General features: G+C 53.9%; 27 protein-coding genes and 1 tRNA gene. 16 read left to right on the forward strand and 12 right to left on the reverse strand.

All coding sequences use genetic code 11. From position 1 onward, the window contains the following. The first annotated feature begins 45 nt into the window (after positions 1 to 45). The 9 genes from purB (at position 46) to rsmA (ending at position 11,303) form a co-directional block, all read left to right on the forward strand. Positions 46 to 1,491: an adenylosuccinate lyase gene (purB, locus tag MTP37_RS03920; RefSeq protein WP_120120281.1), complete on the forward strand. Its 1,446-nt coding sequence runs from the start codon at positions 46 to 48 to the stop codon at positions 1,489 to 1,491. Positions 1,492 to 1,839: 348 nt separating this feature from the next. Then, complete coding sequence (locus tag MTP37_RS03925) at positions 1,840 to 3,402, forward strand: hypothetical protein (protein ID WP_249238292.1); 1,563 nt, start codon at positions 1,840 to 1,842, stop codon at positions 3,400 to 3,402. Between the two features lie 23 nt (positions 3,403 to 3,425). After that, the gene (locus MTP37_RS03930; protein WP_249238293.1) at positions 3,426 to 4,127 is read left to right on the forward strand and encodes a pseudouridine synthase; all 702 of its coding nucleotides are present in this window, start codon (positions 3,426 to 3,428) and stop codon (positions 4,125 to 4,127) included. A 264-nt stretch (positions 4,128 to 4,391) separates the two neighbouring features. Continuing rightward, positions 4,392 to 5,477: a PucR family transcriptional regulator gene (locus MTP37_RS03935; protein ID WP_005944450.1), complete on the forward strand. Its 1,086-nt coding sequence runs from the start codon at positions 4,392 to 4,394 to the stop codon at positions 5,475 to 5,477. 108 nt (positions 5,478 to 5,585) lie between these two features. Then, entirely contained in the window at positions 5,586 to 6,353 is a 768-nt protein-coding gene (gene ftsE / locus MTP37_RS03940; protein WP_249238294.1) for a cell division ATP-binding protein FtsE, read from the forward strand. Continuing rightward, positions 6,350 to 7,258 carry a cell division protein FtsX gene (locus MTP37_RS03945; RefSeq protein ID WP_249238295.1) on the forward strand — a complete coding sequence of 303 codons (909 nt, stop codon included), beginning with the start codon at positions 6,350 to 6,352 and terminating at the stop codon, positions 7,256 to 7,258. The genes ftsE and MTP37_RS03945 overlap by 4 nt, the downstream gene beginning before the upstream one ends. A 16-nt stretch (positions 7,259 to 7,274) precedes the next feature. Beyond that, positions 7,275 to 8,591 carry a murein hydrolase activator EnvC family protein gene (locus MTP37_RS03950; RefSeq protein ID WP_249238296.1) on the forward strand — a complete coding sequence of 439 codons (1,317 nt, stop codon included), beginning with the start codon at positions 7,275 to 7,277 and terminating at the stop codon, positions 8,589 to 8,591. A 151-nt stretch (positions 8,592 to 8,742) separates the two neighbouring features. Beyond that, a complete protein-coding gene (locus MTP37_RS03955; RefSeq protein ID WP_249238297.1) occupies positions 8,743 to 10,104 on the forward strand; it encodes a S41 family peptidase in 1,362 nt (453 codons plus the stop codon). Positions 10,105 to 10,448: 344 nt separating this feature from the next. Further along, positions 10,449 to 11,303, forward strand: a complete 855-nt coding sequence (gene rsmA, locus MTP37_RS03960) for a 16S rRNA (adenine(1518)-N(6)/adenine(1519)-N(6))-dimethyltransferase RsmA (RefSeq protein WP_249238298.1) — start codon at positions 10,449 to 10,451, stop codon at positions 11,301 to 11,303. 522 nt (positions 11,304 to 11,825) lie between these two features. Here the strand turns inward: rsmA and MTP37_RS03965 are convergent. Genes MTP37_RS03965 through MTP37_RS03975 form a run of 3 tightly spaced genes read right to left on the reverse strand, consistent with a single transcriptional unit; the run spans position 11,826 to position 13,955 of the window. Then, positions 11,826 to 13,319, reverse strand: a complete 1,494-nt coding sequence (locus tag MTP37_RS03965; protein ID WP_249238299.1) for a recombinase family protein — start codon at positions 13,317 to 13,319, stop codon at positions 11,826 to 11,828. Positions 13,320 to 13,332: 13 nt separating this feature from the next. Beyond that, a complete protein-coding gene (locus tag MTP37_RS03970; protein ID WP_015537812.1) occupies positions 13,333 to 13,653 on the reverse strand; it encodes a type II toxin-antitoxin system RelE/ParE family toxin in 321 nt (106 codons plus the stop codon). Beyond that, positions 13,650 to 13,955, reverse strand: a complete 306-nt coding sequence (locus MTP37_RS03975) for a type II toxin-antitoxin system RelB/DinJ family antitoxin (RefSeq protein ID WP_097781600.1) — start codon at positions 13,953 to 13,955, stop codon at positions 13,650 to 13,652. Before MTP37_RS03975 ends, MTP37_RS03970 begins: the two co-directional genes overlap by 4 nt. Before the next feature lie 144 nt (positions 13,956 to 14,099). On the opposite strand from MTP37_RS03975, the gene MTP37_RS03980 reads away from it, so the two are divergent. Continuing rightward, positions 14,100 to 14,237, forward strand: coding sequence for a hypothetical protein (locus MTP37_RS03980; protein ID WP_316543452.1), 138 nt, complete (start codon positions 14,100 to 14,102; stop codon positions 14,235 to 14,237). A gap of 9 nt (positions 14,238 to 14,246) precedes the next feature. Here MTP37_RS03980 and MTP37_RS03985 read toward each other — a convergent pair whose 3' ends face one another. Next, entirely contained in the window at positions 14,247 to 14,636 is a 390-nt protein-coding gene (locus tag MTP37_RS03985) for a hypothetical protein (protein WP_249238300.1), read from the reverse strand. A 342-nt stretch (positions 14,637 to 14,978) separates the two neighbouring features. Between MTP37_RS03985 and MTP37_RS03990 the strand changes: the two genes are divergently transcribed. Further along, a complete protein-coding gene (locus tag MTP37_RS03990; protein WP_118526362.1) occupies positions 14,979 to 15,227 on the forward strand; it encodes a DUF6061 family protein in 249 nt (82 codons plus the stop codon). Between the two features lie 102 nt (positions 15,228 to 15,329). Here the strand turns inward: MTP37_RS03990 and MTP37_RS03995 are convergent, their stop codons facing one another. The 6 genes from MTP37_RS03995 to MTP37_RS04020 all read right to left on the reverse strand — a co-directional run bounded on the left by MTP37_RS03995 (position 15,330) and on the right by MTP37_RS04020 (position 19,064). Continuing rightward, complete coding sequence (locus MTP37_RS03995) at positions 15,330 to 15,641, reverse strand: hypothetical protein (RefSeq protein ID WP_249238301.1); 312 nt, start codon at positions 15,639 to 15,641, stop codon at positions 15,330 to 15,332. Positions 15,642 to 15,910: 269 nt separating this feature from the next. Beyond that, positions 15,911 to 16,117 carry a hypothetical protein gene (locus MTP37_RS04000; protein ID WP_118526364.1) on the reverse strand — a complete coding sequence of 69 codons (207 nt, stop codon included), beginning with the start codon at positions 16,115 to 16,117 and terminating at the stop codon, positions 15,911 to 15,913. Positions 16,118 to 16,304: 187 nt separating this feature from the next. Beyond that, the gene (locus MTP37_RS04005; RefSeq protein WP_249238302.1) at positions 16,305 to 16,997 is read right to left on the reverse strand and encodes a DUF4367 domain-containing protein; all 693 of its coding nucleotides are present in this window, start codon (positions 16,995 to 16,997) and stop codon (positions 16,305 to 16,307) included. After that, positions 16,990 to 17,520 carry an RNA polymerase sigma factor gene (locus MTP37_RS04010; RefSeq protein ID WP_249238303.1) on the reverse strand — a complete coding sequence of 177 codons (531 nt, stop codon included), beginning with the start codon at positions 17,518 to 17,520 and terminating at the stop codon, positions 16,990 to 16,992. Before MTP37_RS04010 ends, MTP37_RS04005 begins: the two co-directional genes overlap by 8 nt. A gap of 64 nt (positions 17,521 to 17,584) precedes the next feature. Beyond that, the gene (locus MTP37_RS04015; protein ID WP_249238304.1) at positions 17,585 to 18,250 is read right to left on the reverse strand and encodes a sigma-70 family RNA polymerase sigma factor; all 666 of its coding nucleotides are present in this window, start codon (positions 18,248 to 18,250) and stop codon (positions 17,585 to 17,587) included. Beyond that, complete coding sequence (locus MTP37_RS04020) at positions 18,234 to 19,064, reverse strand: helix-turn-helix domain-containing protein (RefSeq protein WP_249238305.1); 831 nt, start codon at positions 19,062 to 19,064, stop codon at positions 18,234 to 18,236. Before MTP37_RS04020 ends, MTP37_RS04015 begins: the two co-directional genes overlap by 17 nt. Before the next feature lie 248 nt (positions 19,065 to 19,312). Between MTP37_RS04020 and MTP37_RS04025 the strand changes: the two genes are divergently transcribed. From MTP37_RS04025 to MTP37_RS04040, 4 genes are all read left to right on the forward strand, one after another. Continuing rightward, on the forward strand, positions 19,313 to 19,921 hold the full coding sequence (locus tag MTP37_RS04025) for a CHC2 zinc finger domain-containing protein (RefSeq protein ID WP_249238306.1): 609 nt from the start codon (positions 19,313 to 19,315) through the stop codon (positions 19,919 to 19,921). Positions 19,922 to 19,994: 73 nt separating this feature from the next. Continuing rightward, on the forward strand, positions 19,995 to 21,311 hold the full coding sequence (locus tag MTP37_RS04030) for a DNA primase family protein (RefSeq protein ID WP_249238307.1): 1,317 nt from the start codon (positions 19,995 to 19,997) through the stop codon (positions 21,309 to 21,311). 465 nt (positions 21,312 to 21,776) lie between these two features. After that, positions 21,777 to 23,042 carry a plasmid recombination protein gene (locus MTP37_RS04035; RefSeq protein WP_249238308.1) on the forward strand — a complete coding sequence of 422 codons (1,266 nt, stop codon included), beginning with the start codon at positions 21,777 to 21,779 and terminating at the stop codon, positions 23,040 to 23,042. Positions 23,043 to 23,059: 17 nt separating this feature from the next. Then, the gene (locus tag MTP37_RS04040) at positions 23,060 to 23,236 is read left to right on the forward strand and encodes a hypothetical protein (RefSeq protein WP_223387700.1); all 177 of its coding nucleotides are present in this window, start codon (positions 23,060 to 23,062) and stop codon (positions 23,234 to 23,236) included. A gap of 98 nt (positions 23,237 to 23,334) precedes the next feature. On the opposite strand, the gene MTP37_RS04045 is transcribed toward MTP37_RS04040, so the two are convergent. Next, positions 23,335 to 23,586: a DUF6061 family protein gene (locus tag MTP37_RS04045; RefSeq protein ID WP_112146413.1), complete on the reverse strand. Its 252-nt coding sequence runs from the start codon at positions 23,584 to 23,586 to the stop codon at positions 23,335 to 23,337. 152 nt (positions 23,587 to 23,738) lie between these two features. Further along, positions 23,739 to 23,823: transfer RNA gene (locus MTP37_RS04050), tRNA-Tyr, on the reverse strand. 352 nt (positions 23,824 to 24,175) lie between these two features. Between MTP37_RS04050 and MTP37_RS04055 the strand changes: the two genes are divergently transcribed. Next, a complete protein-coding gene (locus MTP37_RS04055; protein WP_249238309.1) occupies positions 24,176 to 25,240 on the forward strand; it encodes a winged helix-turn-helix domain-containing protein in 1,065 nt (354 codons plus the stop codon). Positions 25,241 to 25,298 lie beyond the last annotated feature (58 nt).

Below are 25,298 nucleotides of genomic sequence, written 5' to 3' on the forward strand. Positions count from 1 at the left end.
CGCCGGAAGGCGACTGGGGGAGTCACTTTCAGGAGGAAATAACCAATGTCTCAGCATGATCGTTATATCAGCCCCTTTTCCACCCGCTATTCCTCGGACGAGATGCAGTATATCTTCTCGGACGACAACAAGTTCCGCACGTGGCGCCGCCTGTGGGTGGCACTGGCCCGGGCCGAAATGGAGCAGGGCCTGACCAACATCACCCCCGATATGGTGGCCGAGCTGGAAGCCCATGTGGACGATATCAACTATGAAGTGGCCATTGAGCGCGAAAAGCTGGTGCGCCACGATGTGATGAGCCATGTTTACGCCTACGGCCAGCAGTGCCCCAAGGCAGCCGGCATCATCCATCTGGGTGCCACCAGCTGCTATGTGGGCGACAACACCGACATCATCGTGATGCGTCAGGGTCTGGAGCTGGTGCGCAAAAAACTGATCGGTGTGCTGGCAAAGCTGGGCCGCTTTGCTGAGGAATACAAGGACATGCCCTGCATGGCCTACACCCACTGCCAGCCTGCTCAGCCCACCACCGTGGGCAAGCGCGCCACCCTGTGGGCCAACGAGCTGGTGATGGATCTGCAGGAGATCGACCACCGTCTTGCCGTTCTGCAGCTGCGCGGCGTCAAGGGCACCACCGGCACGCAGGCTTCCTTTATGGAGCTGTTCAAGGGCGACGCCGATAAGATCCGCGCCGTGGACGCTTCCATCGCCAGGGAGATGGGCTTTGCGCCCGAAGCGGTCATCCCCGTGTCCGGCCAGACCTACAGCCGCAAGGTGGATGCCTTCATCCTGAATGCACTGGCCGGCATTGGCCAGAGCTGCATGAAGTTCGCCACCGACCTGCGCCTGCTGGCTAACTTCAAGGAGATGGAAGAGCCGTTTGAAAAGAACCAGATTGGTTCTTCCGCCATGCCCTACAAGCGCAACCCCATGCGCTGCGAGCGCATCTGCGCGCTGAGCCGCTACCTGATGGTGGATGTGCTGAACCCCAGCTTTACCACCGGTACCCAGTGGTTTGAGCGCACGCTGGATGACAGCGCCAACAAGCGCGTCGCCATGGCTGAGGGCTTCCTTGCCACCGACGCTATCCTGAACATCATGCTCAACGTCACCGACGGCATCGTGGTGTACCCCAAGGTGGTGCGCAGCCGTCTGATGGCAGAGCTGCCCTTCATGGCCAGCGAGAACATCATGATGCAGGCTGTGGAAAAGGGCGGCAACCGTCAGGAGCTGCACGAGCGCCTGCGCCAGCACGCCATCGCCGCCGGCAAGCAGGTCAAGGAAGAGGGCCTGCCCAACGATATGGTGGACCGCATCGCTGCCGACCCCGCCTTTGGCCTGACCCGCGAGGAGATCGTGGCGGGCCTTGTGCCGGAAAACTTTGTGGGCCGTGCACCGCAGCAGGTGGAGGAGTTCATCGCCAATGTGCTCAAGCCCATCTTCGATGCCAACCCCGATGCCGTGGAGCAGCACGCATCCCTGAGCGTGTAATAGGGCAGGCCATCAGGGATCTTTCTCCGCGAACAGCGACGGGTTGCGGCACCCAGCATCCGCTTCGCTATCGCTTGCGTCTTGCTGGCCGCTGCCCCAACAGCTTCTCCCTGTTTTCTGCCGCGGGCAGCGGTCGTCGCTGTTGCAAGACTCCAGTCCCGCCCTACCGCCTGCGGCGGCAGGGTCCCACCCCCAGGACATTCGCTGGAGAAACTTCCTGCCGTCCTGCCGGGTAGCTGCAGTAAATATTAAAAGGTCGTCGCCGAAAGGCGGCGGCCTTTTTGTCTTTACAAAAGAAACCAGCTATGGCATTATTATAGAAGAAAAAAATTGCCGTGTGGAGGAACTATGAAAAAGGAAACAAAAAAGCAGCTTCTCATAGGGGCTGCCCTTGTGCTGGAGCTTTTGCTCCTGCTGCTGTATCTGAACGGAAGGATCAACAAGCTGCTGGACTCTGATATGTCCAGTGAGATGATCTTAGGACAGCTGCTTGCCCGGGAAAACGCAGTCCTCACGCCCCATTGGTACTATTCGACAGAGCTGCGTGTGCTGAATACGCAGATCATCTACGCATTTTTCTTTAAGCTGATGAACAACTGGCATCTGGTAAGAATGGCAGCGACGGTCTGTTTTTGGGGCATTATGCTTGCAGCCTTTTACTTTCTGTGCCGCCAGTTTCGATGCACTGAGTATTTTCTGCTGCTGTCGATCCTGCTGATATCGCCCTTTTCACAGGATTATTTCAACTTTGTTCTGATGGGCGGTTATTATATTCCGCATATTGCAATCGAGTTTGCAGCGCTTGGCTTGAATGAAATGTATCATGAGAGCAACGGCAGAAAAAAGTGGCTAAGTCTGGCAGGTTCGGTCATTCTGGCTGTGCTGGCGGGCATGGGCGGTCCCCGAATGATCTTGGAACTGTATTTCCCACTGGGGCTTGCGGCGCTGGTGGAATTGCTGAACCGGACGAATCGACAACGCGGCCAGCAGTTTTTCTATGCGGTGGTCACCTCGGCCTTTGGTGCACTTGGCGGCTATGCGGTCAATGTATTTTATCTGCATCAGAGATACCAGTTTCAAAAGTGGGATGATCTTCGGATCGACATGTCCCAGATAGAGCGGCTGAAAGACATTATAGGCTTTTCCTTTGCGGCATTCGGACTGGAAAATGTTGGCACAAGTCTGCTAATCCAGTTGGTCAGCAGCGTAGTCAGCATTGGCTGGGTCAGCCTTACCGTTTTGTGCATCGCGGGCGGTTTTACATCCAAAGCAAGCGCACGGTACAGACGTCTGGCGAGCTGCACGCTGGCGGCCTATGCTGCGTATATCGTGCTGTACTGCGTGACGAACATGAATCTGATAGTTCGCTACAGCCTGCCGACCAATGTCCTGACCATTCCTCTGATTGCAGTGGCTTTTCAGGAACTGCGGGGAGATGTGGAACGCAAACAGAAGTTTCTTGGCGGCTGGGTCGTACTTGTGGCAGCATGGAGTCTGTTTGTGCTTTTGCGTGTTGGAAGCGTGGACAAGAATGCAGGACTTCGTGCAGTATCAGAAGAACTGGTGAACGATGGCTATGCAAATGGTTATGCTACCTTTTGGAATGCGAACGTCCTGACGGAACTTTCCGATGCGGAGCTCGAAGTCTGGTGCTGGTGCGACTATGGGGATGGATGGCAGAAGCATGGAGTGGATGTGGACAAGATGTATCCGTGGCTCCAGCTTACCAGCCACGACACCGAGAGACCGGGCGGAAAGGTATTCGTGCTGTTCTCACAGGAAGAATTTGAGGATAACCCATGGAAGCAGAACCTTCAGCCAGAGGATGTGATCTATGAGTCGGAGGAGTATGTGGTGATGGGGTATCCGGATTATGATACGATGAAGGCAACGCTGGAAAAAGACCTGTAAAAATCGGAGGGAAAGCAATACACATGCGATTGGATAAATACTTAGCCGAAACGGCCCAGTGCACCCGCAGCGAGGCCAAGGCGCTGCTTTCCAAAGGGCGGGTGCAGGTGAACGGTGCTGTCTGCAAAAAAGGGGACACCCAGCTCAGGGAAACCGATACGGTGGCCGTGGACGGCAAAGCCCTGAATTACCAGCAGTTTGTGTACCTGATGCTCAACAAGCCCGAGGGGGTGGTGAGCGCTTCCACGGACAAGCGGGACACTACTGTGGTGGATCTGGTGGGGGACGCCTACCCGCGGCGGCAGCTGTTTCCGGCGGGGCGGCTGGACAAGACCAGCACCGGCTTTGTGCTGCTGACCGATGACGGCACCTTTGCCCACGAGATCCTTGCTCCAAAGCGCCACGTCTCCAAGACCTACACTGTGGTGCTGGACACCCCCCTGACCGAGGAAATGCGCACCGGCTTTGCCGCCGGGGTCACGCTGGCGGACGGCACAGCGCTTTCGCCTGCGGAGGTCACGGCCCTTTCTGCCGACGGCCTGACCGTGCGGGTGGTGCTGCGGCAGGGGGTCTACCACCAGATCAAGCGGATGTTCGGCGTGTACGGCGCAGGCGTGAACGGCCTGCACCGGGACGCCATCGGCGGCCTTGCGCTGGATGCAGCCCTTGCACCGGGGCAGTGGCGGGAGCTTTCTGCCGAAGAAGTGTCAAAAATTACCATCTGAGAGGGTGCGCTTTTCACCCGGATTTCAAAAAAGCAACACATTTTGCCGGTAAAATAGAGGCCAGAACCACGCAAAAAGGCACTTTTTTGGCTTGAAAAACCCCTGAGAGATAATATTCACAAGAAAAAACTATCTTTTTTGTTGAAATATGTTGCAAAAGTAAATTCTTTTGTGTAAAATATAAAATGTAATGCAGCTAAATTGTTGAAAATCACGACCGGCTGCCGCTGCGGTTTGCACAAACGAGGAAAAGGGGTATCCATTATGGCCAATAGAGTATTTCAAAGCGTGATCTACCAGATGAAAGATGCGATCAACCGGGTGGTCGGCGTGGTGGATGAGACCGGCGCTGTCATTTCCTGCTCGGAGCTGAACCTGATCGGCGAGGTGCGCGAGGGCTTCATGGCAGAGCGCCTGACGGCGGGGGACCGCTTCGTGCGCGATGGCTACACCTATCAGCAGTTCTCCAGCGCCAAGCACAACGATTACGCAGTGTTCGTGGAGGGCGTGGATGAGACGGCTGGTCAGTTTGCCGCTATGCTGTCCATCAGCCTGCAGAGCATCAAGCAGTACCACGATGAGAAGTTCGATAAGTCCAACTTCATCAAGAACGTGGTGCTGGATAATATCCTGCCCGGCGATATCTATGCCAAGGCCCGTGAGCTGCACTTTGCCACCGACGTTTCCCGCGTGGTGTTCATCGTGCGCGTGACTTCCGGCGGCGACATCTCCGCCTATGATGTGGTCAGCAGCCTGTTCCCGGATAAGCAGAAGGACTTTGTGTTCAACATCAGCGAGACGGATACGGTGCTGGTCAAGGAGATCCGCAAGGGCATCGACCGCACGGATATGGAAAAGCTGGCTGCCAGCATTGTGGATACCCTGTCCGGCGAGCACTACATCAAGGCTGTGGTGGGCATCGGCACCCCCATTTCCAACGTGAAGGATCTGGCTACCTCCTTCAAGGAAGCACAGATCGCCATGGAAGTGAGCAAGGTGTTCGACACCGAAAAGCAGATCATCCGCTACGATAATCTGGGCATTGCACGCCTGATCTATCAGCTGCCCACCACCGTGTGCGAGATGTTCCTGCGTGAGGTGTTCAAGCAGGGCAGCATCGAGAGCCTGGATCAGGAGACCCTGTTTACCATCCAGCGCTTCTTTGAGAACAACCTGAATGTGTCGGAAACCAGCCGCGGCCTGTTCGTGCACCGCAACACGCTGGTGTATCGTCTGGAAAAGATCAAAAAGCTGACTGGCCTGGATCTGCGTGAGTTCGACGATGCTATCGTATTCAAGGTAGCATTGATGGTCAAAAAGTACCTGTCCAACAATCCGGCCAAATACTAATAGGCTGCAGGCTCTGCCTGCAGTGCAGAACCGGCCGCTCGCAACCGATGCTGGCCGGTTCTTTTTGCTGTGAAAACAGATTTTAATGTCAGGAGCTAATATTACCCTATGATCGATTTAGAACACGTTTCCAAGGAATATAAACGGGGCGGACCGCTTGCACTGGACGACATCAGCCTCCATGTGGACGATGGCGAGTTCGTGTTCCTGCTGGGCCATTCCGGCGCAGGCAAATCCACCCTGCTCAAGCTGCTGCTGCGCGAGGAGCTGCCCAGCGAAGGCAAGGTGACTGTGCTGGGCAAGGATGTTGCCCGGCTGCGCCGCCATCAGGTGCCGTATCTGCGCCGTCAGATGGGCATTATCTTTCAGGATTTCCGCCTGATCCCCACCATGACCGTGTACGAGAACATCGCTTTTGCCATGCACGTCACCAATGTCAAGCGCAAGGAGATCCGTGACCGTGTGGAGTACATGCTGGAACTGGTGCATCTGGAGGATAAGGCCAAGGCTTATCCGGACACCCTTTCCGGCGGCGAACAGCAGCGCGTGGCTGTGGCCCGTGCACTTGCCCACGGCCCCAAGCTGGTCATTGCGGACGAGCCCACCGGCAACATCGACCCGGAGCTGAGTCTGGAAATGATGGAGCTGCTGGAGCGGGTGAGTGAAATGGGCATCACCGTTGTGGTCGTCACCCACGAACACGAGCTGGTGCGTCAGTTCCATCAGCGGGTCGTTACCCTGAAAAAGGGCCGCATCATTTCGGACGTGCCTGCCGATAAGGAAGCCATCCGGGAGCGGGCAGAGCGCCGGGAGCGCCTGTTTGAGACCGAGCTGGAACCGAAAAACACTGCAGAAAAGGAGGCGGCCACCGTATGATGAGACCTTCTACCTTCTTTTTCCTGGTCCGGCGCGGCGTGTGCAATCTGGGCAAGCACTGGGCCATGACCTTTGTGTGCATCCTGTCCCTCAGCGTCTGTATGACCCTGAACACCTTTGCAAGCCTTGCAGAGGTAAACGTGGACAGCATGGTCAACTATCTGGGCAGCCAGAACGAGACCGTGGTCTATCTGGACCCGGAGTGCGATGATGCCACCGCCCAGGCTGTGGGCGAAAAGCTGTCTGCCATGCCCGGCGTGACCAATGTGCAGTTCGTCTCCAAGCAGGACGTGCTGAACACCTACCGCGATTACATGGAAGATTACTCCTCCCTGTGGGACGAGTTTGAAAACGACAACCCCTTCAAGGCAAACTACCGCGTCTCCATCGCAGACCTGAGCCAGATGGAGGCGATGAGCAAGAAGATGCAGGCCATCCAAGGGGTATACAGCGTGACCGCTCCGGTGGAAATGACCAACGTCTTTGTGCAGGTGCAGCGCTCTGTTACCAAAGTGGGCCGCGGTATCGTGCTGGTGCTGATGGTGGTCAGCATCATTACTGTGGGCAGCACCATCCGCCTGAGCGTGTTTGCCCGCCGCCGCGAGATCGAGATCATGAAGTATGTGGGCGCCACCAACAGCCTTGTCACCCTGCCCTTCTTTGTGGAGGGGCTGGCCATGGGCCTGATCTCCGGTACACTCACTGCAGCGATCAGTCTGGGCGGCTACTCCTATATGGTGCAGGCCTCCGATGGTCTGGGCGGCGTATGGGAAATGATCATGGGTCAGGCACTTGTGCCGGTGAGCGCCGTCTGGTCCACCATCATCCCGTACAGCCTCATCGGCGGTGCTGTTGTGGGTGGTCTGGGCAGCATGTTCTCCATCCGCAAACACCTGAATGTATGATGGAAAGGAGCCGCACATGAAAAAAGCACTTCATGCAAAGCCCTTCCGGCTTCAACTGCCCGGCTACACGCCGCGCCATGCCCGGCCGGAGCCTGCCCGCAGTAAGCTGCTGCGGGGCGTCAGCCTGTGTCTGGCAGCCGCGTGTCTTGTGGCAAGCGTAAGCTTCCACCCGGCTACGGCAGCCACCAGTATGGCCAGCCTGCAGAACAAGCTGAACAGCCTTTCCAAATCCATTGACCAGCACAAAAAGGAGCTTTCGGACGCAAAGAAAAAGGAAACTGCGGCAAAGGCGCTGGAAAGTGAACTGAAGGAGCGCGTGGGCGTCATTCAGTCTCAGATCGGTGTGCTGAGCACCCAGATCGCGGCAGTACAGAACAGCATCGGCCAGACCGAGCAGAAGATCAGCGCCAAGGAAGCGGAGATCACCCAGAAGCAGACCGAGATCGACGGCCAGTGGGACGATTTCAAAAAGCATATGGCGGCGATGCAGGAGCTGCGCGATGGCGGCAGTGTGGCCATGTTGAGCGCGGTGAACGACCTGTATGAGCTGCTGACCTTCAACGAGGTCATGCAGGATATCTCCATCAAAGATACCGAGATCATGGACAATATGAAGGCCGCCAAGAGCGCTTTGGAAGCGGATAAGGTGGAGCTGGAAGCCCAGCGCAAGGAGCTGACGAGCCAGAAGGCAGAGCTGGATACCCAGAACTACCAGATGAAGGCCAAACAGAGCGAGCTGAACAGCAGCATCTCTGCAGCACAGCTTTCTGCACAGGACGCCCAGAAGGCCCAGAAGGCAGCGCAGGCGGCCATTGAATCAGACGAGCTGAACTATGAGGCAGTCAAAAAAGAGATCCAGAAGTTGATCGCAGCGGCTGCATCCAGTAAGCCGCAGCTGAGCTTTACCGGCTTTGCCTGCCCGCTGAAGAGCTATACCCGCGTTTCCAGCGAGTACGGCTGGCGTAAGAATCCGGTGTCCGGCGTCAACAGGCTGCATGCCGGCATCGATCTGGCGGCCCCGGGCGGTACGCCCATCTACGCAGCCGCCAGCGGCTATGTGCAGGTGGCAGGCTGGTCCAGCGGCGGCTATGGCAACTATGTCATCATCTATCACGGCAGCATGTCGGACGGCAATGCCTACAGCACCCTGTACGGCCACATGAGGTCGGTCGCCACCAGCGCAGGCAAGTATGTCAAGCAGGGCGAGCTGATCGGCTACGTTGGCTCTACCGGCAACTCTACCGGCAACCACCTGCATCTGGAGGTCTGGAAGGGCGGCAAAAAGGCCAATGCGGTCAATCCGCGCGGTTATATCCCGTTCCCGCACAACTGAGTGTATTTATAAGGAGTCTGGTATTCTATGAACGAACAAAAACATAAGCGTTTGCTGCGCATCGGCTGCCTTTTGCTGGCAGGCTTGTTTGCACTTTCGCTGCTGGGCAGTGTGCTGATGATGCTGCTGTTCTGACAGGAGGGAGCAAGGCATGAACCGTAAGATCTCTGTAGGCATGGCCGTCACCATTGTGATCCTGGCTATGACCGTGACCTTTTCCATCACCATGCTGATCGCCATGCGGCTGTTTGACAGCACCGTCAGCAGCGTGAAGGAAAAGGAGAGCATGTACAACAAGGTGGCCGAGGTGGACCGCTATGTGCGCAGCAACGACTACTATTCCATCGACGAAACGGTGCTGTATGACCGCCTGACGGCGGGCTACCTGCTGGGCACGGGCGACAAGTACGCCCGCTACTACAGCGCCATTGCTTACACGGAGCTGATGAATCAGCAGAGCGGCAAGGTGATGGGCATTGGCGTGGAGCTGGGCATCGACCAGACCGGCTACGCAAAGGTGACCAAGGTCTACGAGGACTCGCCTGCACAGGAGGCCGGCATCGTGGCAGGGGACTACATCACCGCCATTGACGGCACCGAGGTGAAGAGCCTTTCCGGCGTGGACGCTGTGCAGGCCCGCCTGCAGGGCGAAGCCGGTACGACCGTCAATGTGACATGGCTCAACAGCGAAGCGGCCTCCAAAACGGCAGACCTGACCCACTCCGGCTATACCAGCACCACTGTGGATTACCAGATGCTGGACAGCGTGGGCTACATCAAGATCCGCCAGTTCGACGGCAGCACGCCCAGTGAACTGGATTATGCCATTCGTTCCCTGACCGCCAGCGGGGCGCAGAGCTTTGTGTTCGACCTGCGCGACAACGGCGGCGGTGTGCTGGATGATGCCGTCAGCTGCATCGACCTGATCGCTCCGGAGGGCACGGTGGCCTATGCTGAGGATAAGAACGGCAACCGCACGATCATTGGCAGCAGTGACAACGAGAGCAGGGTAGACCTGCCCATCGTCTGTCTGGTGAACGGGAACACCGCCAGCGCAGCAGAGCTGTTTGCCGCCAGCCTGCACACCATGAACGGTGCACGTCTGGTGGGCACCACCACCATGGGCAAGGGCACCATCCAGAGCAGCCCCCAGCGCCTTTCGGACGGCAGTGCGGTGAGCATCACGGTGGCAAAGCTCATCTGTGGCGACGGCTCCTGCTTTGACGGCACCGGTCTGAGTGTGGATGTGGAAAAGGCTCTGACCGCAGAAGAGACCACCAATTTCTATGATTACACCCCGGAGACCGACCCGCAGATCCAGCGTGCGGTCAGCGCAGCACAGCAGCTGAGCGGTACCACGACTCTGGGCGGCGTCAACGACGCGGCTTCCTCGGCGGCTGCATCCGGATCTGCGGACAGCGCCGCTGCTGAGCAGGAGAACGCTTCCTCTGAGGAAACTGCTTCTTCTGCCCAAGCGGAAACAAGCAGTGAAGCTGCGTCCAGTGCGGAATAAAAGGTAAAACCGGCAGAAATGCTGCATGGGCTTCTTCTTGTCAAAAAGTAACCCGGTTTATTGCAGTGCTGTTTGCCGTACGCATGTTCCTTTCTTGAAACGGCTTTTGATCGCGCCCGTAGGGCGCGGTGATGCCGCTTGCCGTACCAACGCCTCACGTGAAAAAGCGTTTTGGAGCGCCCCGCAGCGCTCCCGTTTACCGTACCGACCCCTTCTCGTGAAAATGCAACCCAGCCAGACCCGCAGGTCTGGCTGGGTTGCCATATTATAATAATATTTCCGCTGAATATGCCCAAAGCGACGCGGAGGGCATTCAAATCGTACTATGAAAAAGGATGGAATCTATGCCCGAACTGACCGACCTCTCGGTGATCCGTGCCCTGTGCGAAAAATATGATTTTGCACTCTCCAAGGGTTTTGGACAGAATTTTATCATCAACCCGGGTCTGCCGCCCAAGATCGTGGATGCCAGCGGCGTAGATCGGCGCTATGGCGTCATTGAGATCGGCCCCGGCATCGGCGTGCTGACCCGGGAACTGGCAAAGCGTGCTGCCAAGGTGGTGTCCATCGAGGTGGACGAACGCCTGCCGCCGTTGTTGGCTGAAACGATGGCCGGAGTGGACAATTTCAAGCTGGTATTACAGGATGTATTGAAAGTGAACCTGAAGGCGCTCATTGCAGAAGAGTTTCCCGGAATGCCGGTGGCGGTGTGCGCCAACCTGCCGTATTACATCACCAGCCCCATCGTCATGAAGCTGCTGGGCGATCGTCTGCCCATCGAGAGCCTGACCGTTATGGTGCAGAAGGAAGCCGCAGACCGTCTGGCTGCTGCGCCCGGTACCCGGGCCTCCAGCGCCATCAGCTGCGCCGTAAGCTACTACGCAACCTCCAAAATGATGTTCACTGCCGCGCCCGGCAGCTTTTACCCGGCACCCAAAGTGACCAGCGCTGTGGTGCGCATGGAGATCCGTCCGCAGCCCGCCGTGCAGGTGGAGGACGAAGAAGGCTACTTTGCACTGGTGCGTGCCGCCTTCGGTCAGCGCCGCAAGACCGCCGCCAACGCCATTGCCAGTGGTCTGGGGATGCCCAAGGACGCAGTGACTGCCGCCATTGAAGCTGCGGGGTTTGACGCCCGCATCCGCCCGGAGGCTCTCACGTTGGAGGATTTTGCCAAGATCCAGCAGGCTCTTGCCCGCTGACCCCGCCGACGTCCCGCCCGTTTCAAGGTGAAGCCTGTCTCTTACGCGATTACCGAACCACCATCCACCCGGACGGTGGTTTTTGTTTGCGCATTTTTCATGAATTTCGCGAGCCGCGCATCTAAAAAAGCCCCGCAGGGGCTTTTTTGCCCGCCGGACTATTCGGCGGGCCTTACGAGTTGCGCTTGCCGCTTTTTCTGCAGCCCCTTGGCAGGGCTTAAAAAAAGCGGAGCGCTGCCCCAGCCTCGCCTCCCTGTTTCCGCCGCAGGCGGCGGTCGGCTCCGCTGTTGTTCGAATCCACCCTTGAGAGTGAAACTTGAGATACCGGATAAAACAAAAAACCAGCGTATTTTCTACGCTGGTCTTTTTGGTGGGCGCGGGTGGATGTCGCGAGCCGCGCTGCTAAAAACAGCCCACTGGGCTGTTTTTGTGCCGTCTTCAGCGACGTCGCCGCAGCTGTTCGAATCCACCCTTGAGAGTGAAACTTGAGATACCGGATAAAACAAAAGACCAGCGTATTTTCTACGCTGGTCTTTTTGGTGGAGCGAAGCAACCCAAATCCGAACCATTGCCCTCTGGGGCATCTTTGGCGGCGATCTCATCGAAAGTGACGGTTTTTGTGCCGTCTTTGTAGTTGAATGCAATCAAAACTTTTTCATCATAGAGATAAACAGCATTCACGAATGTATTGATAAGCGTTTCCCGGTGGCTTTTCACGTTCGGGTCGAGCTTGCGGAACCGGGTCAGCCAGAAACAGACCTGATTTTCGCTTAACCGTGGCCGAGCGATTTTTTCTTCGGCAATCCGAATCTCAAGTTCTTTCTGCTGGGCTTCCAGCTTTTCCAAACGCGATTTGGTGGAATTGGTCAACACACCCGCTTGGATGGCGTTCAGCATATTCTCAATGCCGTTTTCTATCTCGCGCATCTGCTTTTCCAGCAAAGGGAGCGTGGTGTTTTCCTGATCCTGCAACGCCATGACTTCTGCAACGATGGCATCAATCACGGCATCGTCCTGAATCAGCTTCATGGTTTCAGCTATGACCAAATCTTCCAGCCACTCTTTACGGACGGTCTTTTTCTTGCAGGTCTTGAAACGCTTCGCGGTGGCGCACTTATAATAATGATGAACGACCTTGTTTCTACCCGTACCGCACTCGCCGAACATCATCGCGCCGCACATTCCGCAGAACAGCTTGGTGGTGAGCAAGTAATCGTCCTCGGCCTTGTGACGGGCAGGAGCACGGCTGTTCTTTTTGATTTTCAGCTGCACTTCCTCAAACAAGTCCTTGTCCACGATGGCCGGGATGCTGTCCGGCATTACGATATCCTTGAAGTGGTTTTCACCAATGTACCGTTTGTTCGTCAGCAGCGTCTGAACACTGTTGTAGGTGAACTTCTGGTTGCGGTTGGTGGTCACGCCACTGTCGTTCAGCCAGTTCATCAGTTCTTTCATAGTTGCGCCATCGTTGTACCGCTGAAAGGCTTCTACCACAAAGGGAGCTTTCAGCGGGTCGATTTGAAAGAACTTCTCCTCATCCACCTTAAAACCAATGGGAATCGTGCCGCCGTTGTACTTCCCCTTCAGAACATTCTCGGTCATGCCGCGCACGACCTTTTCAGAAAGTTCTGCCGAGTAGTATTCAGCCATGCCGGTGAGCATACTCTTGACCATGATACCCGCAGGGCTGTCAGAGATAGGCTCCGTGGCAGATACCAGCTTGACGTGATTTCGTTCCAACTGGTACTCATAGTGGGCCGAATCATAACGGTTTCGGGCAAAACGGTCAAGCTTCCAGACCAACACGATATCAAACAACCGCTTTTCGCTGTCCTTGATCATCTGCTGGAAATCCGGGCGGTTGTCAGTTTTGGCAGAAAGGGCGCGGTCGATGTAGTGCTTGACCACGGTAATGCCGTTCTTTTCGGCATAAGCCGTACATTCACGAATCTGGCCTTCGATGGATTCTTCGCGCTGGTTGTCGCTGGAATAGCGGGCGTAGATTACGGCGGTCATGCAAACACCCCTTTCACTTCATTCTCCGCAGGCGGCGCACAAGGTCGGATGCACTGTACAGCACACGAGCCACTGACACCGCATCCTCGCCCACGATGTAGAACACCGAGTAGTTGTCCACTAGCATCTGCCGCAGCCCTTGGGTGCGCTCTGGTTCACTTTCCACCAGCGCGCAGCGTTCCGGCAGGATGTTCAGCGATTGGATAGCTTCTGCAATGCGGTTATACTGCCCCATAGCCGTGTCAGGCTCCAACAGACGGTCAGCAATGTAGCTGTAAATCTGCTCCATATCACTGAGGGCTGCATGGGAAATTTTTACGTCATACTGCTTCATCTGTGCTGTTCCCTGAACTGTGCGAATGCGCTTGCAGCATCCACGGTATCACCGTTCTGAATCTCCTTGATGCCCACCTGCAAGGCTGCATGGAGCTGGTCATCGGTCATAGTGTCAGCGTTCAGCGCAGCCGGAGCCTTCGGCAGGGACAGCGAGAAGGGGATGCCGCCAGTCAGGGTAATCTGGCGCAGGTACATATCAATGGCTGTTGCCATTGGGATGCCGAGCTGCTTCAGGACATCCTCGGCTTGCTGCTTAACGCTGGGGCTGACCCGGACGTTCAACATCATCGTTTTTTCCATGGTTATCACCTCGAATTTATTGTAATGCTTTTTGCATTACAAGTCAATCGAGTGCGAAGCCGCTATTGAAATTCTCTGTATTGCACAATATATTCGTCATTAAATTGTTTAAAGCGCAGAATATTCATTCGTTAGAATAAATCTTTGGAGTACGCCCAGTTTGTGCTGGGTGGTGAGATTGAGCATTATCTCTCACTCAGCTGTGACTATAGCAGATTTTGCAAAATCGTCGAGAAAAAGTTCTGTATCTTTTTCATTCGTACCACTTTACCCCATTATTAGAATTGAAAATTAGTAGCCATTTGATATAAATAAGTAAACGATGAATCCACCCCACAAAACAACTTCAGCAATTATCAAACACTTCAAGTGTTGCTGCAATTTTTCGGGGTCAATTTCGCCTTTTTTCAGAAAATCATAAATTGAATTTCGCAATTTATCTATGTCTTCCTGCTTGATTTCCAGTTTCAAATAAAAATTTTTCCCGAAAAGGAGCTGGTGCATCCCATAATATATTGAAAGCAATATTAAAAATGAAGTAATACTTACAAGCGCTGGCTGGGTCCAGCTTATTGTCATACCTTCTACCGATGTAAGATTTCTATAAAAAACAATATCACTTAAACCAGCTACAAACAACAGAAAATTCCAAACCAAAAATGTATATAAAGTTTTCTTCATTGTCTATACCTTCTTTCACTACTGCCCACATCGCTGGCAATATCGAATTCCTACTTTATTTTTATGCTCTCAATTTTTACAAATCATCAAACCTACCCTCCTTGCTTTTTGTTTAGATAACGAAATTCAAGCCTATTTTATTTCGTTTGTCCACAAAATTTTTCAAAATCGTATAGCTGCACATAAATTTCCAGAAAACTTGTAGCACAATCACGATTTTTCTTTTCATTCAATCAAACCACCACGGCAGTTCCAGCCACAGGTTATCCATATCCCCCACCGACTTGACGGCATTGGTTTGAGTGGCCGCACACCAAAAATCAAGTCTTGGAGGATACTATTATGACAAAATTGCTTTCCTGCCGCTACAATATGGATACCAACCGGGTGGAAGCCCGGTTCGCGGACGGTTCCACCCTTGCCATCGACTGCATCGCCATTGAGGATGAATACGGCAACACCCCGACACGGCGGGCGGAACTGGACTGGCTGCTGTACAATAAGCCGCTGGAGTATGCCCAGCTTGTGCTGGGTGGTGAGATTGAGCATTATCTCTCACTTGGCTGTGACCATGGCATATTAGAAGACTAACCTTTAATTAAAATATCCAAAGCAGACAAAACATCCCTCTACTTTGCAGTCGTTGCAAATAGAGGGCTGTTTGTCATCATCACAAGATGAAAAGCTATAAATTTATTTCAATTTTCCTCCACTCTCATAATCGTGTAGAACAGATGTCCCTAGTACCAAGAGAATCACACATATAATGCAGATCCAAGGAGTATCAAACCACAGCGAAATCAGCACTGGAACACAAGAAATCGCTATTACCCAAAAACCAACAGCCAAGAATCTTGATGTCTTTTTCAAGTTGTAGTGTTTTTTCTTGCTATACGCTTCTGCGATTGAATTTTTAGGAATCACCCAAAAATAGATTCCAACAGCAACTAAAAGAATAATCACCCAAAAACTATTGACAAATTTTTCTTGATTGCTTAAAGACATTTGCACTTCCTCGGCATTACGCCCATCCTACAACATTCCATGCATTATAAGTGAACATTTCATTGTGAAAGTTCACAGCAAGAGACTGCGTTTTCCAGTCTTTCGGAACATAGCCTTCGTAGTAATTGTTGTTTTTTGCGGCAGACTTCACATCTGTTATATAATATTTATATGCTTTAAGTTCTGCATTGGAATCACCTCATATCAAGTTTGAATTCATATTCTATGCGTCAAATTGTGACTGATTTCAATGATTTTTTTGGTGATGACTAAGATGTTTTATTTAGCTCATTTCGTCCAATTTGATAGATTTTCTTGTCTTGTTCTTCTACTTCAACAATAAGTCCATCTTTTTGATGATGAACAATCACCGGAATATAAGCATCCGAATCCTCAACCATCAAACAAGTGATTCCATTGTCCCATTTCTCGTCCAACTCCGTTGACAGCATAGAAATAATTTCTTCTCGTGTCATTTTGATTCGCTGTTCACCTCCATTTTTTGCTCCCAATAGGAGCTTTTGTTTAGTCAACGTAGTTCACATTGTGTTTGTGACAGCTTTTTGGGAAAAAGTTTAAGGTCTTGTCAACTTTGGATGTTTCGACAAAAAAACGCCCGCACATTTGTAAGCAATTACAAGTGTGTGGGCAAGAATTAGCCCGTCAGGAAATGCTCTCTGCAATTTTTAGAATCTCTTTACGTGGTATCTTTCCAATAATCGTATGTGAAATGCCATCTTTCTCCCATACTAGTACATATCCTGTATGTCCTCCATTATTACTCGTTCCGAGTGTGGCATCAGCTGTTCCAGCTTTAATGCGCTCATAAACCGTATGCTCATTGTCGAAAGTTTCGACTTGTCCATAGTCTTGAATTATGGAACTGTCCACATAATAAAAGATGTTCTTATCATTGGCATCAACGTAGGCATGAAGGAATGATATTTCGTTATCATATCCTTGTTCATAATCTCGTTCAAAACCGTCCGGCACATAATGATCGTTGTATCCATCCGGCAATCGTTCCAACGGCTCGCCATCCACCTGATATGTCAGCTGCATCTCAACAGGCAGGAACTTCTGAATCATCGTATAAACTGCCTTGCGGAAGTCTGCGCTTACTGCAAGCGCACCGAGGGTCAGAATTACCAGCGTCAGGGCCGCAACAAGCACTCGTTTCAGCACAGGGCGGCGTTTATGCAACGCCGCTTGCAGGCGAGCATCCCATCGGAAAGTATCCGGGTAGCGTTCTTTAAGCTGTGCCGGAGTTGGCAGCTCGTCCAGTTCTTTCTGTGCATCTGCACGGAGTGCCATCATCAAAGCTGCATCAAAAGAGATCTCTGTCCGCTCACTCACGGCTGTTCAACTCCTTCCACAATATTTTTCTTCCACGGAAAAGCCGCATCCGAACTACTTCATCTGTCAGTCCAAGCGATTCTGCAATCTCCCGGTTTGTGTAGCCCATCGCCAAAAGGCGCAGAGGATCACGGTACATCGGTTTCATCTGTCCGATCAGTTCTGTCAGGTGTTGGATGTTATCGGTGCTGACTACGGCATCATCCGGCACCGGGGCATCATCTGGTGCGTCCGGGACTTCTTCCAGCGGTTCTTCTCGCTGCTTGCGAAGCATATCGTATGCACGGCTTCTACTACAACTAACGAGATAAGCGGCGAGTTCGTGACAGTTTTCTCGATGAATTTTAGAAAAATTTTTGGCAACGTACAAAAAAACCTCTTGCAGCACATCTTCTGCCAGATATGAATCGCCCATAATTTTGTAAGCGGTATGGTAGACCAGCCGCTTGTAGGTATTATATACATCTATAAATTGTTCTTCGCTGCTCCGGTCATCCAGAACTGCCAGATACATTGCCAGCATTTTCGCTCACATCCCTCTTATCGGGAGGAATTATGTCAATTTGACACAATTCCTCTCTGCCCATTCATATAAACCACCACGGCAGTTCCAGCCACAGGTTATCCATGGCCTGTTCCTCGGTCTTTTTGGCGCGGCCTTTTGTCAGGTGGAAGTATATCGCCGTACCGATCAAAGGATGTTCCTCACCATCGGTGAAGCCATAGCGGTACAGCAGGTAAGTCTGCTCCCGTTGGGTCAGCCGTTTCAGGCCATCGTACAGTTCCCGGCGCGATTCTTGCTCTTCCATAATACTCTGCGGCTGCATGGCGTAGGGGTCGGCTATGGCTTCGATACGCCGCAGCTGCTCTTCTCCCGGCAGAACCTCATCCAGCGAAACGCGCTGGTAGCAGACGCCGTCCTTGTCCTCCGTTACCATCCGCTGCTCAAAAGCGGCAAAGGCATCTCGTACCATGTCCATCATGGCGTTGCGGATGGCAGGAGCCGCATAGGTCAGGAACTTCATGCCGCGCGCTGCATCGAACTTCGGCACAGCTTTCCATAAGCCCAGATTGCCCGCCTGTTTCAAATCGTCCGTGTCAAGGTTCAGGCCAGCCTGTGCCAAATTCATGCTGCGAAAAAGGTCATTCGCCACCTTGCCAATAAAGGACTTGTTGTTGTCGATCAGGCTGTCCAGCGCGGCAGCATCGCCTTTCTGTGCCAGCGCACAAAGCCGTTCATTCGTCTGCTTCATGGGCGTTTTCCTGCTCTGCGGCAGACTGCAAGATTCCCAGCAGACCGTTCCGCAGCTGTTCCAGTGCTTCCGGCGTGGCTCCTTCCATGCCCGAAACACTGTCCAACATTGCATCTGTCAACTGCTCTGCCGTAATCGTTGGGTGCTGCACATCCTGCCCTTTGGTCAATTCAGTGAACATCTTCTCTGCCACTTTCTTGCTCATGGCTTCCTGTTCGGCGTAATGGCTCCCGATCCCCTTTTTGATTTCCTTGACCGCCGCCATGAAGTACATTTCAATGTCATCAAGATCGCCTTGATACACCGGCTTTCTCCGAAGGCTGATGTCCTTTGCGGCTTTGGCTGCTTCCGGGGTCTTGACCTTTGTGCGCAGCAGGGTGCTCAATGTCGTGAGCATGGCGTTCTGTGCCGCGATGCCGGAAGCAAAGGTATCATCAAAATACTGCGATATGCGGTAAGTAAGCTCTGCGAAGCGGGCATTTTCCAGCAGCAGATTGACCACCTCTGTATTGACACGCCCTGTGTAGAGGTTCTTTGCAGCTTCTACGGACAAGCCCAGTTCGGCAATGTCGTAATTTTTGCGGTCGGGGATGTTGGTTTCTCCCAGCAGGAAATCCGTGGACACATTAAACAGCCTTGCGATTTTCAGCACCTGCTCATGGGTCAGCGTCCCTTTTGCGCCGCTGATGAAGCGGCTGATGGTGCTTTTGGAGCAGCCGATTTCCTTGGCAAGCTCCGGTTGGCTGATGTCGTGCTCTTTCATCAAGTCCGCAAGACGGATGTTGGATGGTGCGGGCAGATATTCCTGTGCCATGTGGTCGGCCCTCCTTTTTGAGCTTTTTCCTCATTATAATACGCTCTGCCGTTTTGTTCAATATACGGTCACCTCTCCACCCTTGCTGTTGCAGCCCTGCAACCAGTAAGGGCTTTTTTCTTTTTCCGTTGCAGTTCTGCCGCTTTTTCACCCTTTCTGCAAAATTCTCCGTATATTCAGGCAGGAAGCAAAAAACACCAGAGTTCCCACGCCGGGTACTCTGGTGCAACACACGAAACAAAGGAGGAATGCCCTTGAGCCTGTATCAAACTATCAAGTCCGCCATCACCGTTCGGCAGGTGGGAGAGATGTACGGCATGGAGCCCGACCGCCATGGCATGGTGTGCTGTCCGTTCCATTCCGACAGCGACCCCAGCATGAAGCTGAACGACAACTATTATTACTGCTTTGGCTGCGGGGCCAATGGAGATGCCATCGACCTCACCGCCAAGCTGTTCGACCTGAACCCCCGGCAAGCCGCCGAGAAGCTCGCAAGTGACTTCGGGCTTGACCCGGACAAGCCGCCCGCCAACGCCATCGCCCTGCCGCCGCCCAAGCGTGGCCTGACGGACGAGCAGTGGGCAGACATCGCCTACTGCCTGCGGGTGCTGACCGATTATCTTGACCTGTTGCACGACTGGCAGGAGCGCTACAAGCCCGCCACCCCGGAGGAACCGCATGACCCACGGTTTGAAGAAGCCCTCCACATGACCGAGACCATCGAGCACCTGACGGACTGCGTTGCATTTGGGACGCCCCAGCAGAAGGCCGCTGCCGCCTCACAGCTGCTGTCCGGGTCGTACCTGCTGATGCTGGAAGAGCGCATCGACCGCCTTGCTCTGGCGAAGTGCGCCTGATAATTTATTCACCCGAAGTGGTGGGTCTCACCGTGAGACCCACCACTTCACTTTTCTAAAGGAGAACTACCCTATGAAGAAAAACATTTCCCGCAACCCCTTATGGCCGGACTGGTACAACGGCAAGAAAATTGACGAAGTCCAGTTTGGACGTGCCCTTCTGGAACAGTGGCCGCTGAAATGCGTCAATGGAACGCTGTACACGCTGGACGGCCCGGTGGAGGACGAAAGCGAGATCAAGCAGCGCATCTTGGAGAACATCGAGGAATACGTCACCTCCGGCCTGTCCAAAAAGGTCACCAACATTCTGGAGACCATCAAGCTGCTGGCCTTTTCCGACCCGTTTCCCATCGAGCAGGACTGCATCCACCTCCAGAACGGCGTGTACCATCTGCCGGACGGCTCTTTTCAGGAGAACCGCCTGTTCTGCCAGAACCGCCTGCCTGTGAGGTATGACCCCAAAGCCGCCAGCCCTGACCGCTGGCTGACCTTTCTGCACGAGCTGCTGGACGATGCCGACATCCTCACCTTGCAGGAGTATCTGGGCTACTGCCTGATCCCCAGCACCAAGGGACAGAAGATGATGCTCATTGTCGGCAAGGGCGGCGAGGGCAAGTCCCGCATCGGGCTGGTGCTGAAACGGCTCATGGGAGATGCCGCCAGCAACGGCAGCGTCCAGAAGGTGGAGAACAACCGCTTTGCCCGTGCCGATCTGGAACGCCGCCTGCTGATGATCGACGACGACATGGACATGAACGCCCTGCCCAAAACGAATTATATCAAGACCATCGTCACCGCCGAAGCCAAGCTGGACTTGGAGCGCAAGGGTGTCCAGAGCTACCAGCGGGACATCTACGCCCGATTCCTCTGTTTCGGCAACGGTGCGCTGACCTCGCTGTACGACCATTCGGACGGCTTCTTCCGCCGTCAGCTCATCCTGACCACCAAGGACAAGCCTGCTGACCGCACGGACGACCCCTTCCTTGTGGAAAAGATGTGCGCCGAGTTGGAAGGCATCCTGCTGTGGTGTCTGGAAGGACTGCACCGGTTGGTGCAGAACGATTTCCGCTTCACGGTCAGCGAACGAGCCGCCGCCAACGTGGACACCATCAAGCGCAGCAGCAACAATGTCATCGACTTCATGGAGTCCGAGGGCTACTTCCGCTTCAAGGCAGACTACTCCATCAGTTCCAAGGAGTTCTACGACATTTACAAGCAGTGGTGCGAGGACAACGCCTGCCACAGCGTATCTGCCATCCGTTTCAGCGCGGAACTGCGACAGAACGACCGCCGCTATAACCTTGAAGCCACCAACAACATCTACCTGCCCGGTGGCCGCAGGGTGCGGGGTTTTGTAGGCATCGAACCGCTTGTCCACCCCTGCCCGTAAAAAGTGCATTTTTCACGGAAGAAGTTCGTACAACCTGTACGGTCTGTACTTGTACGCACCTGTACGGCAAATCGAGACAAATTAAAACGTGCTATCGTTTTTATTTTGGATTTTCGTACGTCGTACAGACCGTACGGGTTATTTGAAGTCCGTACGCAATTTTTTCAGATGCGTACGGAGCAATCAAGTTCGCATTGTGCGAACTTGTCGGGGCGAGGCCCCTCCATCTTGCTGGCGCAAGACCGTTCGGTCACTTAAAAGCCCCACTGGGGCTTTCATTGCTTCGCAAACGTGAACTTGATTAGCTCTCCCGCAGGAGACGTTCCCCCTCGGAGAGTCCTCGAAGAGCCCACTACACTTTGCAGCCCATAGGGATGAAAGTGTCATAGTGGGTTATTACACTTCCGGGGAAGTGCATCTCCGTCCTCGTCACCTTCCTCTGAACCCCAAAAGGAGGGATGCCCTTTGGCAAGAAATGATGGTATTGACCGCACCAGTGTCCGAAATCTCGCCGTTTCAGACAAAGCCGTTGGCAACACCCAGCAGCACAACGAGCGCGAAAAGGACAGCTATCGGAACCCCGACATTATCCCCCAGCGCACCTCATGGAACGTCCACTTCAAAAAGCCAACCGCCAGCTACACCGACCTATTCGCCCAACTGGAAGCCGCCGAAACCATCTCCACGCGCGGCTTGAAGCCGGATGCTACCCACTACTGTGAACTTGTCTTTGATGTCAACTCGGCCTATTTTGACAATCACGGTGGCTACGAGTTCGCCAAGCAGTTCTATGCGGATGCCTACAAAGCTGCTGTGCAAATCGTGGGCGGTGAGCAGTATATCCTCTCGGCAGTCATGCACGCCGATGAGATCAACCGTGCCATGACCGAAGCACTGGGCCGGGAGGTCTACCACTACCACCTCCATGTGGTCTATGTACCTGTGGTGGAAAAGCAGATCCTCTGGTCGAAACGCTGCAAGGACAAGGCACTGGTCGGCACCGTCAAGGAGACTGTCATGCAGGTCAGCCGGAGCAAGAAGTGGGCATCCAAGCCCCTGCTGGACGATGCCGGAAAGCCCGTGCTGCAAAAGAACGGCAAGCCAGTCCTGAAGAAGTCGTACAGCGTCCTGCAGGACGATTTCTTCAACTATATGCGCGCTGCCGGGTACACGGATGTGGAGCGCGGTGAGCGCGGCAGCACCGAAGAACACCTGACCGTCACCCAGTTCAAAGTCCAGCGGGAGCAGGAACGGCTGGACACCCTGACCACCCAAGCCGACCAGCAGGCACAATCGCTTGCTAAAACCAGTCAGGCCCTCTCCCGAAAGGAGAAAGAACTTGCCTCCATTCAGAAAAAGACCACGCTCACGAAAGAAGCCCTCATTCATGCGCGCGATCTGGATTATATCGGCAAGCGCACCTTTCTCGGTAACTACTCGCTGACCGAAGAAGAATTCTCCAAGCTGAAAAAACAGGCCGACCACGGCTATATGATGGACGTGGAGAACCGCCGCCTGAAAGAAGAACTTTCCACCGCCAAGAAGGAAGCTGCTCATTGGGGTCAAAAGTATCATGAGCTCTGGTATGAAGTGAAGCCCTATCTGGACGCGCTACACCGTGCGCCTGAACTGGTGCGCGGCTTTCTGGAAAAGATTCTTGCCCCCAAGCAGGAGCGCACCATGAATGTGCCGCAGCGAAACCGCAAGCGTGGGCAGGATATGGAACTTTGATTTTCGGAGGATACCATTTGAACAAAAAGAAGAAGTCAAACAAATCCGGCTACCCGGATGAAGCAATCAAGACCCTTGCACGTTGCTTTTATCCCTCCATGGTTGAGTTTTTCAACAGCGAGGAAGGCCAGCGCGAATATGAGGAATGGCTGAAAGAGCAGGAAGCACTACAAGCCTTGCCTGTTGCAGCATAAAAACAGCAGGACGCTCCCAGTAAAGGGAACGCCCTGCCTTATATAGATGTATCTCACCGAGGTGTGTCCAGTTGGGCACACCTCTTATTTTTTTGTCCTTAATCTTCTAGCCCATGGCTCCCGGTTGCATTTTTCAAATATTCCTCTGGGTCGCCATTCAAAATCAAGTCCGCATAGCCCAGCGGGTCATTGTAGATGAGGTAGTCCAGTTCTGACCTCTGCTCCATGGTAACATCCAGAGCATCCTCGGCCCCGGTGCAGTCAATGGAAATTTTTCTCCCATCCCGGAGTAGCAGTTCCACGCACCCGGTATCCATGTTGAAATGGCAAGCTCTTGCATCGTACTTCATAATCATACCCTCCAAATCTTGTGATTGTCTTACGGTCTATGACAAGGTATCGGAGTTTTGTGCCGTCCACGGGAGCCTTCATTGTTGTACCCGAAGAAAACGAAAAATCCGAACCCTTCTCCAATCGGAAACAGGTTCGGATTTTTCTTGTTTGGTGGGCGCGGGTGGATTCGAACCACCGAAGCTGAAAGCAGCAGATTTACAGTCTGTCCCCATTGGCCACTCGGGAACACGCCCATATTCAATTCGCAGTCTCACAGACTGCCTGTATATATTACCACTGGGGCAAGGGTTTGTCAATGTTTTTTGAGGAAATTTTCTTGCAGGGGACGGAAGTAAGTGAAAAGCCCCGGGATCAAGGCGTCCCGGAGCTTGTTGGAGCTGGTGACAGGAACTGAACACGTTCCAACATTTTTTTTTGAGAGAAAAATGCACAAAAAACATACCTTGAAAATGTTCAGGACGCTAAATTATTTCGGAACCCGAAAAAAGTATTGATGTATCCCAAACAGCGTGTTATTCTGTAGACAGTGCTTATTTCACAATCCGAAATAAGCGAAGACAATGGGGTCTGAAAGGAATCACAGCTATGAAAAAATCCAGCCTGCGGACAGTAAAGGAGAAGAACCGCCGCCTGATTTTGCGGGCACTGCTCACCGAGGGCGGGCTCTCCCGGATCGAACTGGCAAAACAGACAGGACTTTCTCCCAGCACCATCACGGCGCTGGTGGGAGAGCTGCTGGCAGAGGGCGTCGTGCAGGAGAGCGGCCTGCGTGCCGCAACGGCAGGGCGCAGCCGTGCCGGACTGACCATCTGTCCGGACTATGGCAGGGTCGTTGTGGTAGATATCGGACGCAGCCATGCGGTTTTATATCTCTACGACATGGCTTTGCAGTGTGTGTTCCGCACGGTGCTGCCCGACCACGGCGGGGATGGAAACGAGCTCCTGACTTCGATCTCTGATGCGATCTTTCAGGGCTTTTCCATGGAGGAGCTCCACGCAGGCAAGATGAAGAGCATCGGGCTGCTGTTTCAGGACGACACCGAGATCAGCGAGTTCCGCGTGATGTACTCCACCGGTTATACCGCGGCGACCATTTCTCTGCGGGAGGCGCTGTTTACCCAGTTCAAAGTGCCGATCGTGGAGGAATACAGCCGGGTCTATACCGTAAGCCGTGCACTGGCAGAGGCCGGCAAGTCGGTAGGTTCCAACTATGCACACATCGACCTTGGCGACCGGGCCGTGGTGCAGATCGTGCAGAAGGAACAGCCGGTGGCACTGCGCAGCGAGGGACAGGCAGACATCACCGGTCTGCTGCTGCCCGAAGGCGGCTCTCTGCTGGAGCTGGCGCAGAACTTTGAAGTTGCACCGCCCGCTCAGCAGGCGGCAGCGCTGAAAAACACGCAAAGCCCGGTGAGCTGCTTTACGGTGCGGCTGAGCAATGTGGCGCGGCTGCTCTGTTCGCTGTTCGTGATCGAGAAGCTGTATCTCTCCGGCCCGGCGGCTGCAAGCCCGGCGTTCATGCGCGGGGTGGTGCAGAAGCTGAAAAGCCCGGAGATGCGTCCGGTGGTGCTGAACCCGGATCCCGTCCATACGCCTGCCTTTATGGCAACGGATCTGCGTCAGAGCCTGTTGTGCAGCACGGACGCCTGAAAATGAAACTTGCCGTGGTTTACGGTGAGAATAAAGGGGGCTTGCCCCCGCAAAAAAA

The sequence above is a fragment of the Faecalibacterium sp. HTF-F genome, assembly GCF_023347535.1.
Classification (GTDB): Bacteria; Bacillota; Clostridia; order Oscillospirales; family Ruminococcaceae; genus Faecalibacterium; species Faecalibacterium wellingii.

Bases quoted from the DNA above. Each gene is read 5' to 3' on its own strand.
- purB (WP_120120281.1), top strand. From the start codon at position 46: ATGTCTCAGCATGATCGTTATATCAGCCCCTTTTCCACCCGCTATTCC.
- MTP37_RS03925 (WP_249238292.1), top strand. From the start codon at position 1,840: ATGAAAAAGGAAACAAAAAAGCAGCTTCTCATAGGGGCTGCCCTTGTG.
- MTP37_RS03930 (WP_249238293.1), top strand. From the start codon at position 3,426: ATGCGATTGGATAAATACTTAGCCGAAACGGCCCAGTGCACCCGCAGC.
- MTP37_RS03935 (WP_005944450.1), top strand. From the start codon at position 4,392: ATGGCCAATAGAGTATTTCAAAGCGTGATCTACCAGATGAAAGATGCG.
- ftsE (WP_249238294.1), top strand. From the start codon at position 5,586: ATGATCGATTTAGAACACGTTTCCAAGGAATATAAACGGGGCGGACCG.
- MTP37_RS03945 (WP_249238295.1), top strand. From the start codon at position 6,350: ATGATGAGACCTTCTACCTTCTTTTTCCTGGTCCGGCGCGGCGTGTGC.
- MTP37_RS03950 (WP_249238296.1), top strand. From the start codon at position 7,275: ATGAAAAAAGCACTTCATGCAAAGCCCTTCCGGCTTCAACTGCCCGGC.
- MTP37_RS03955 (WP_249238297.1), top strand. From the start codon at position 8,743: ATGAACCGTAAGATCTCTGTAGGCATGGCCGTCACCATTGTGATCCTG.
- rsmA (WP_249238298.1), top strand. From the start codon at position 10,449: ATGCCCGAACTGACCGACCTCTCGGTGATCCGTGCCCTGTGCGAAAAA.
- MTP37_RS03965 (WP_249238299.1), bottom strand. From the start codon at position 13,319: ATGACCGCCGTAATCTACGCCCGCTATTCCAGCGACAACCAGCGCGAA.
- MTP37_RS03970 (WP_015537812.1), bottom strand. From the start codon at position 13,653: ATGAAGCAGTATGACGTAAAAATTTCCCATGCAGCCCTCAGTGATATG.
- MTP37_RS03975 (WP_097781600.1), bottom strand. From the start codon at position 13,955: ATGGAAAAAACGATGATGTTGAACGTCCGGGTCAGCCCCAGCGTTAAG.
- MTP37_RS03985 (WP_249238300.1), bottom strand. From the start codon at position 14,636: ATGAAGAAAACTTTATATACATTTTTGGTTTGGAATTTTCTGTTGTTT.
- MTP37_RS03990 (WP_118526362.1), top strand. From the start codon at position 14,979: ATGACAAAATTGCTTTCCTGCCGCTACAATATGGATACCAACCGGGTG.
- MTP37_RS03995 (WP_249238301.1), bottom strand. From the start codon at position 15,641: ATGTCTTTAAGCAATCAAGAAAAATTTGTCAATAGTTTTTGGGTGATT.
- MTP37_RS04000 (WP_118526364.1), bottom strand. From the start codon at position 16,117: ATGACACGAGAAGAAATTATTTCTATGCTGTCAACGGAGTTGGACGAG.
- MTP37_RS04010 (WP_249238303.1), bottom strand. From the start codon at position 17,520: ATGCTGGCAATGTATCTGGCAGTTCTGGATGACCGGAGCAGCGAAGAA.
- MTP37_RS04015 (WP_249238304.1), bottom strand. From the start codon at position 18,250: ATGAAGCAGACGAATGAACGGCTTTGTGCGCTGGCACAGAAAGGCGAT.
- MTP37_RS04020 (WP_249238305.1), bottom strand. From the start codon at position 19,064: ATGGCACAGGAATATCTGCCCGCACCATCCAACATCCGTCTTGCGGAC.
- MTP37_RS04025 (WP_249238306.1), top strand. From the start codon at position 19,313: ATGCCCTTGAGCCTGTATCAAACTATCAAGTCCGCCATCACCGTTCGG.
- MTP37_RS04030 (WP_249238307.1), top strand. From the start codon at position 19,995: ATGAAGAAAAACATTTCCCGCAACCCCTTATGGCCGGACTGGTACAAC.
- MTP37_RS04045 (WP_112146413.1), bottom strand. From the start codon at position 23,586: ATGAAGTACGATGCAAGAGCTTGCCATTTCAACATGGATACCGGGTGC.
- MTP37_RS04055 (WP_249238309.1), top strand. From the start codon at position 24,176: ATGAAAAAATCCAGCCTGCGGACAGTAAAGGAGAAGAACCGCCGCCTG.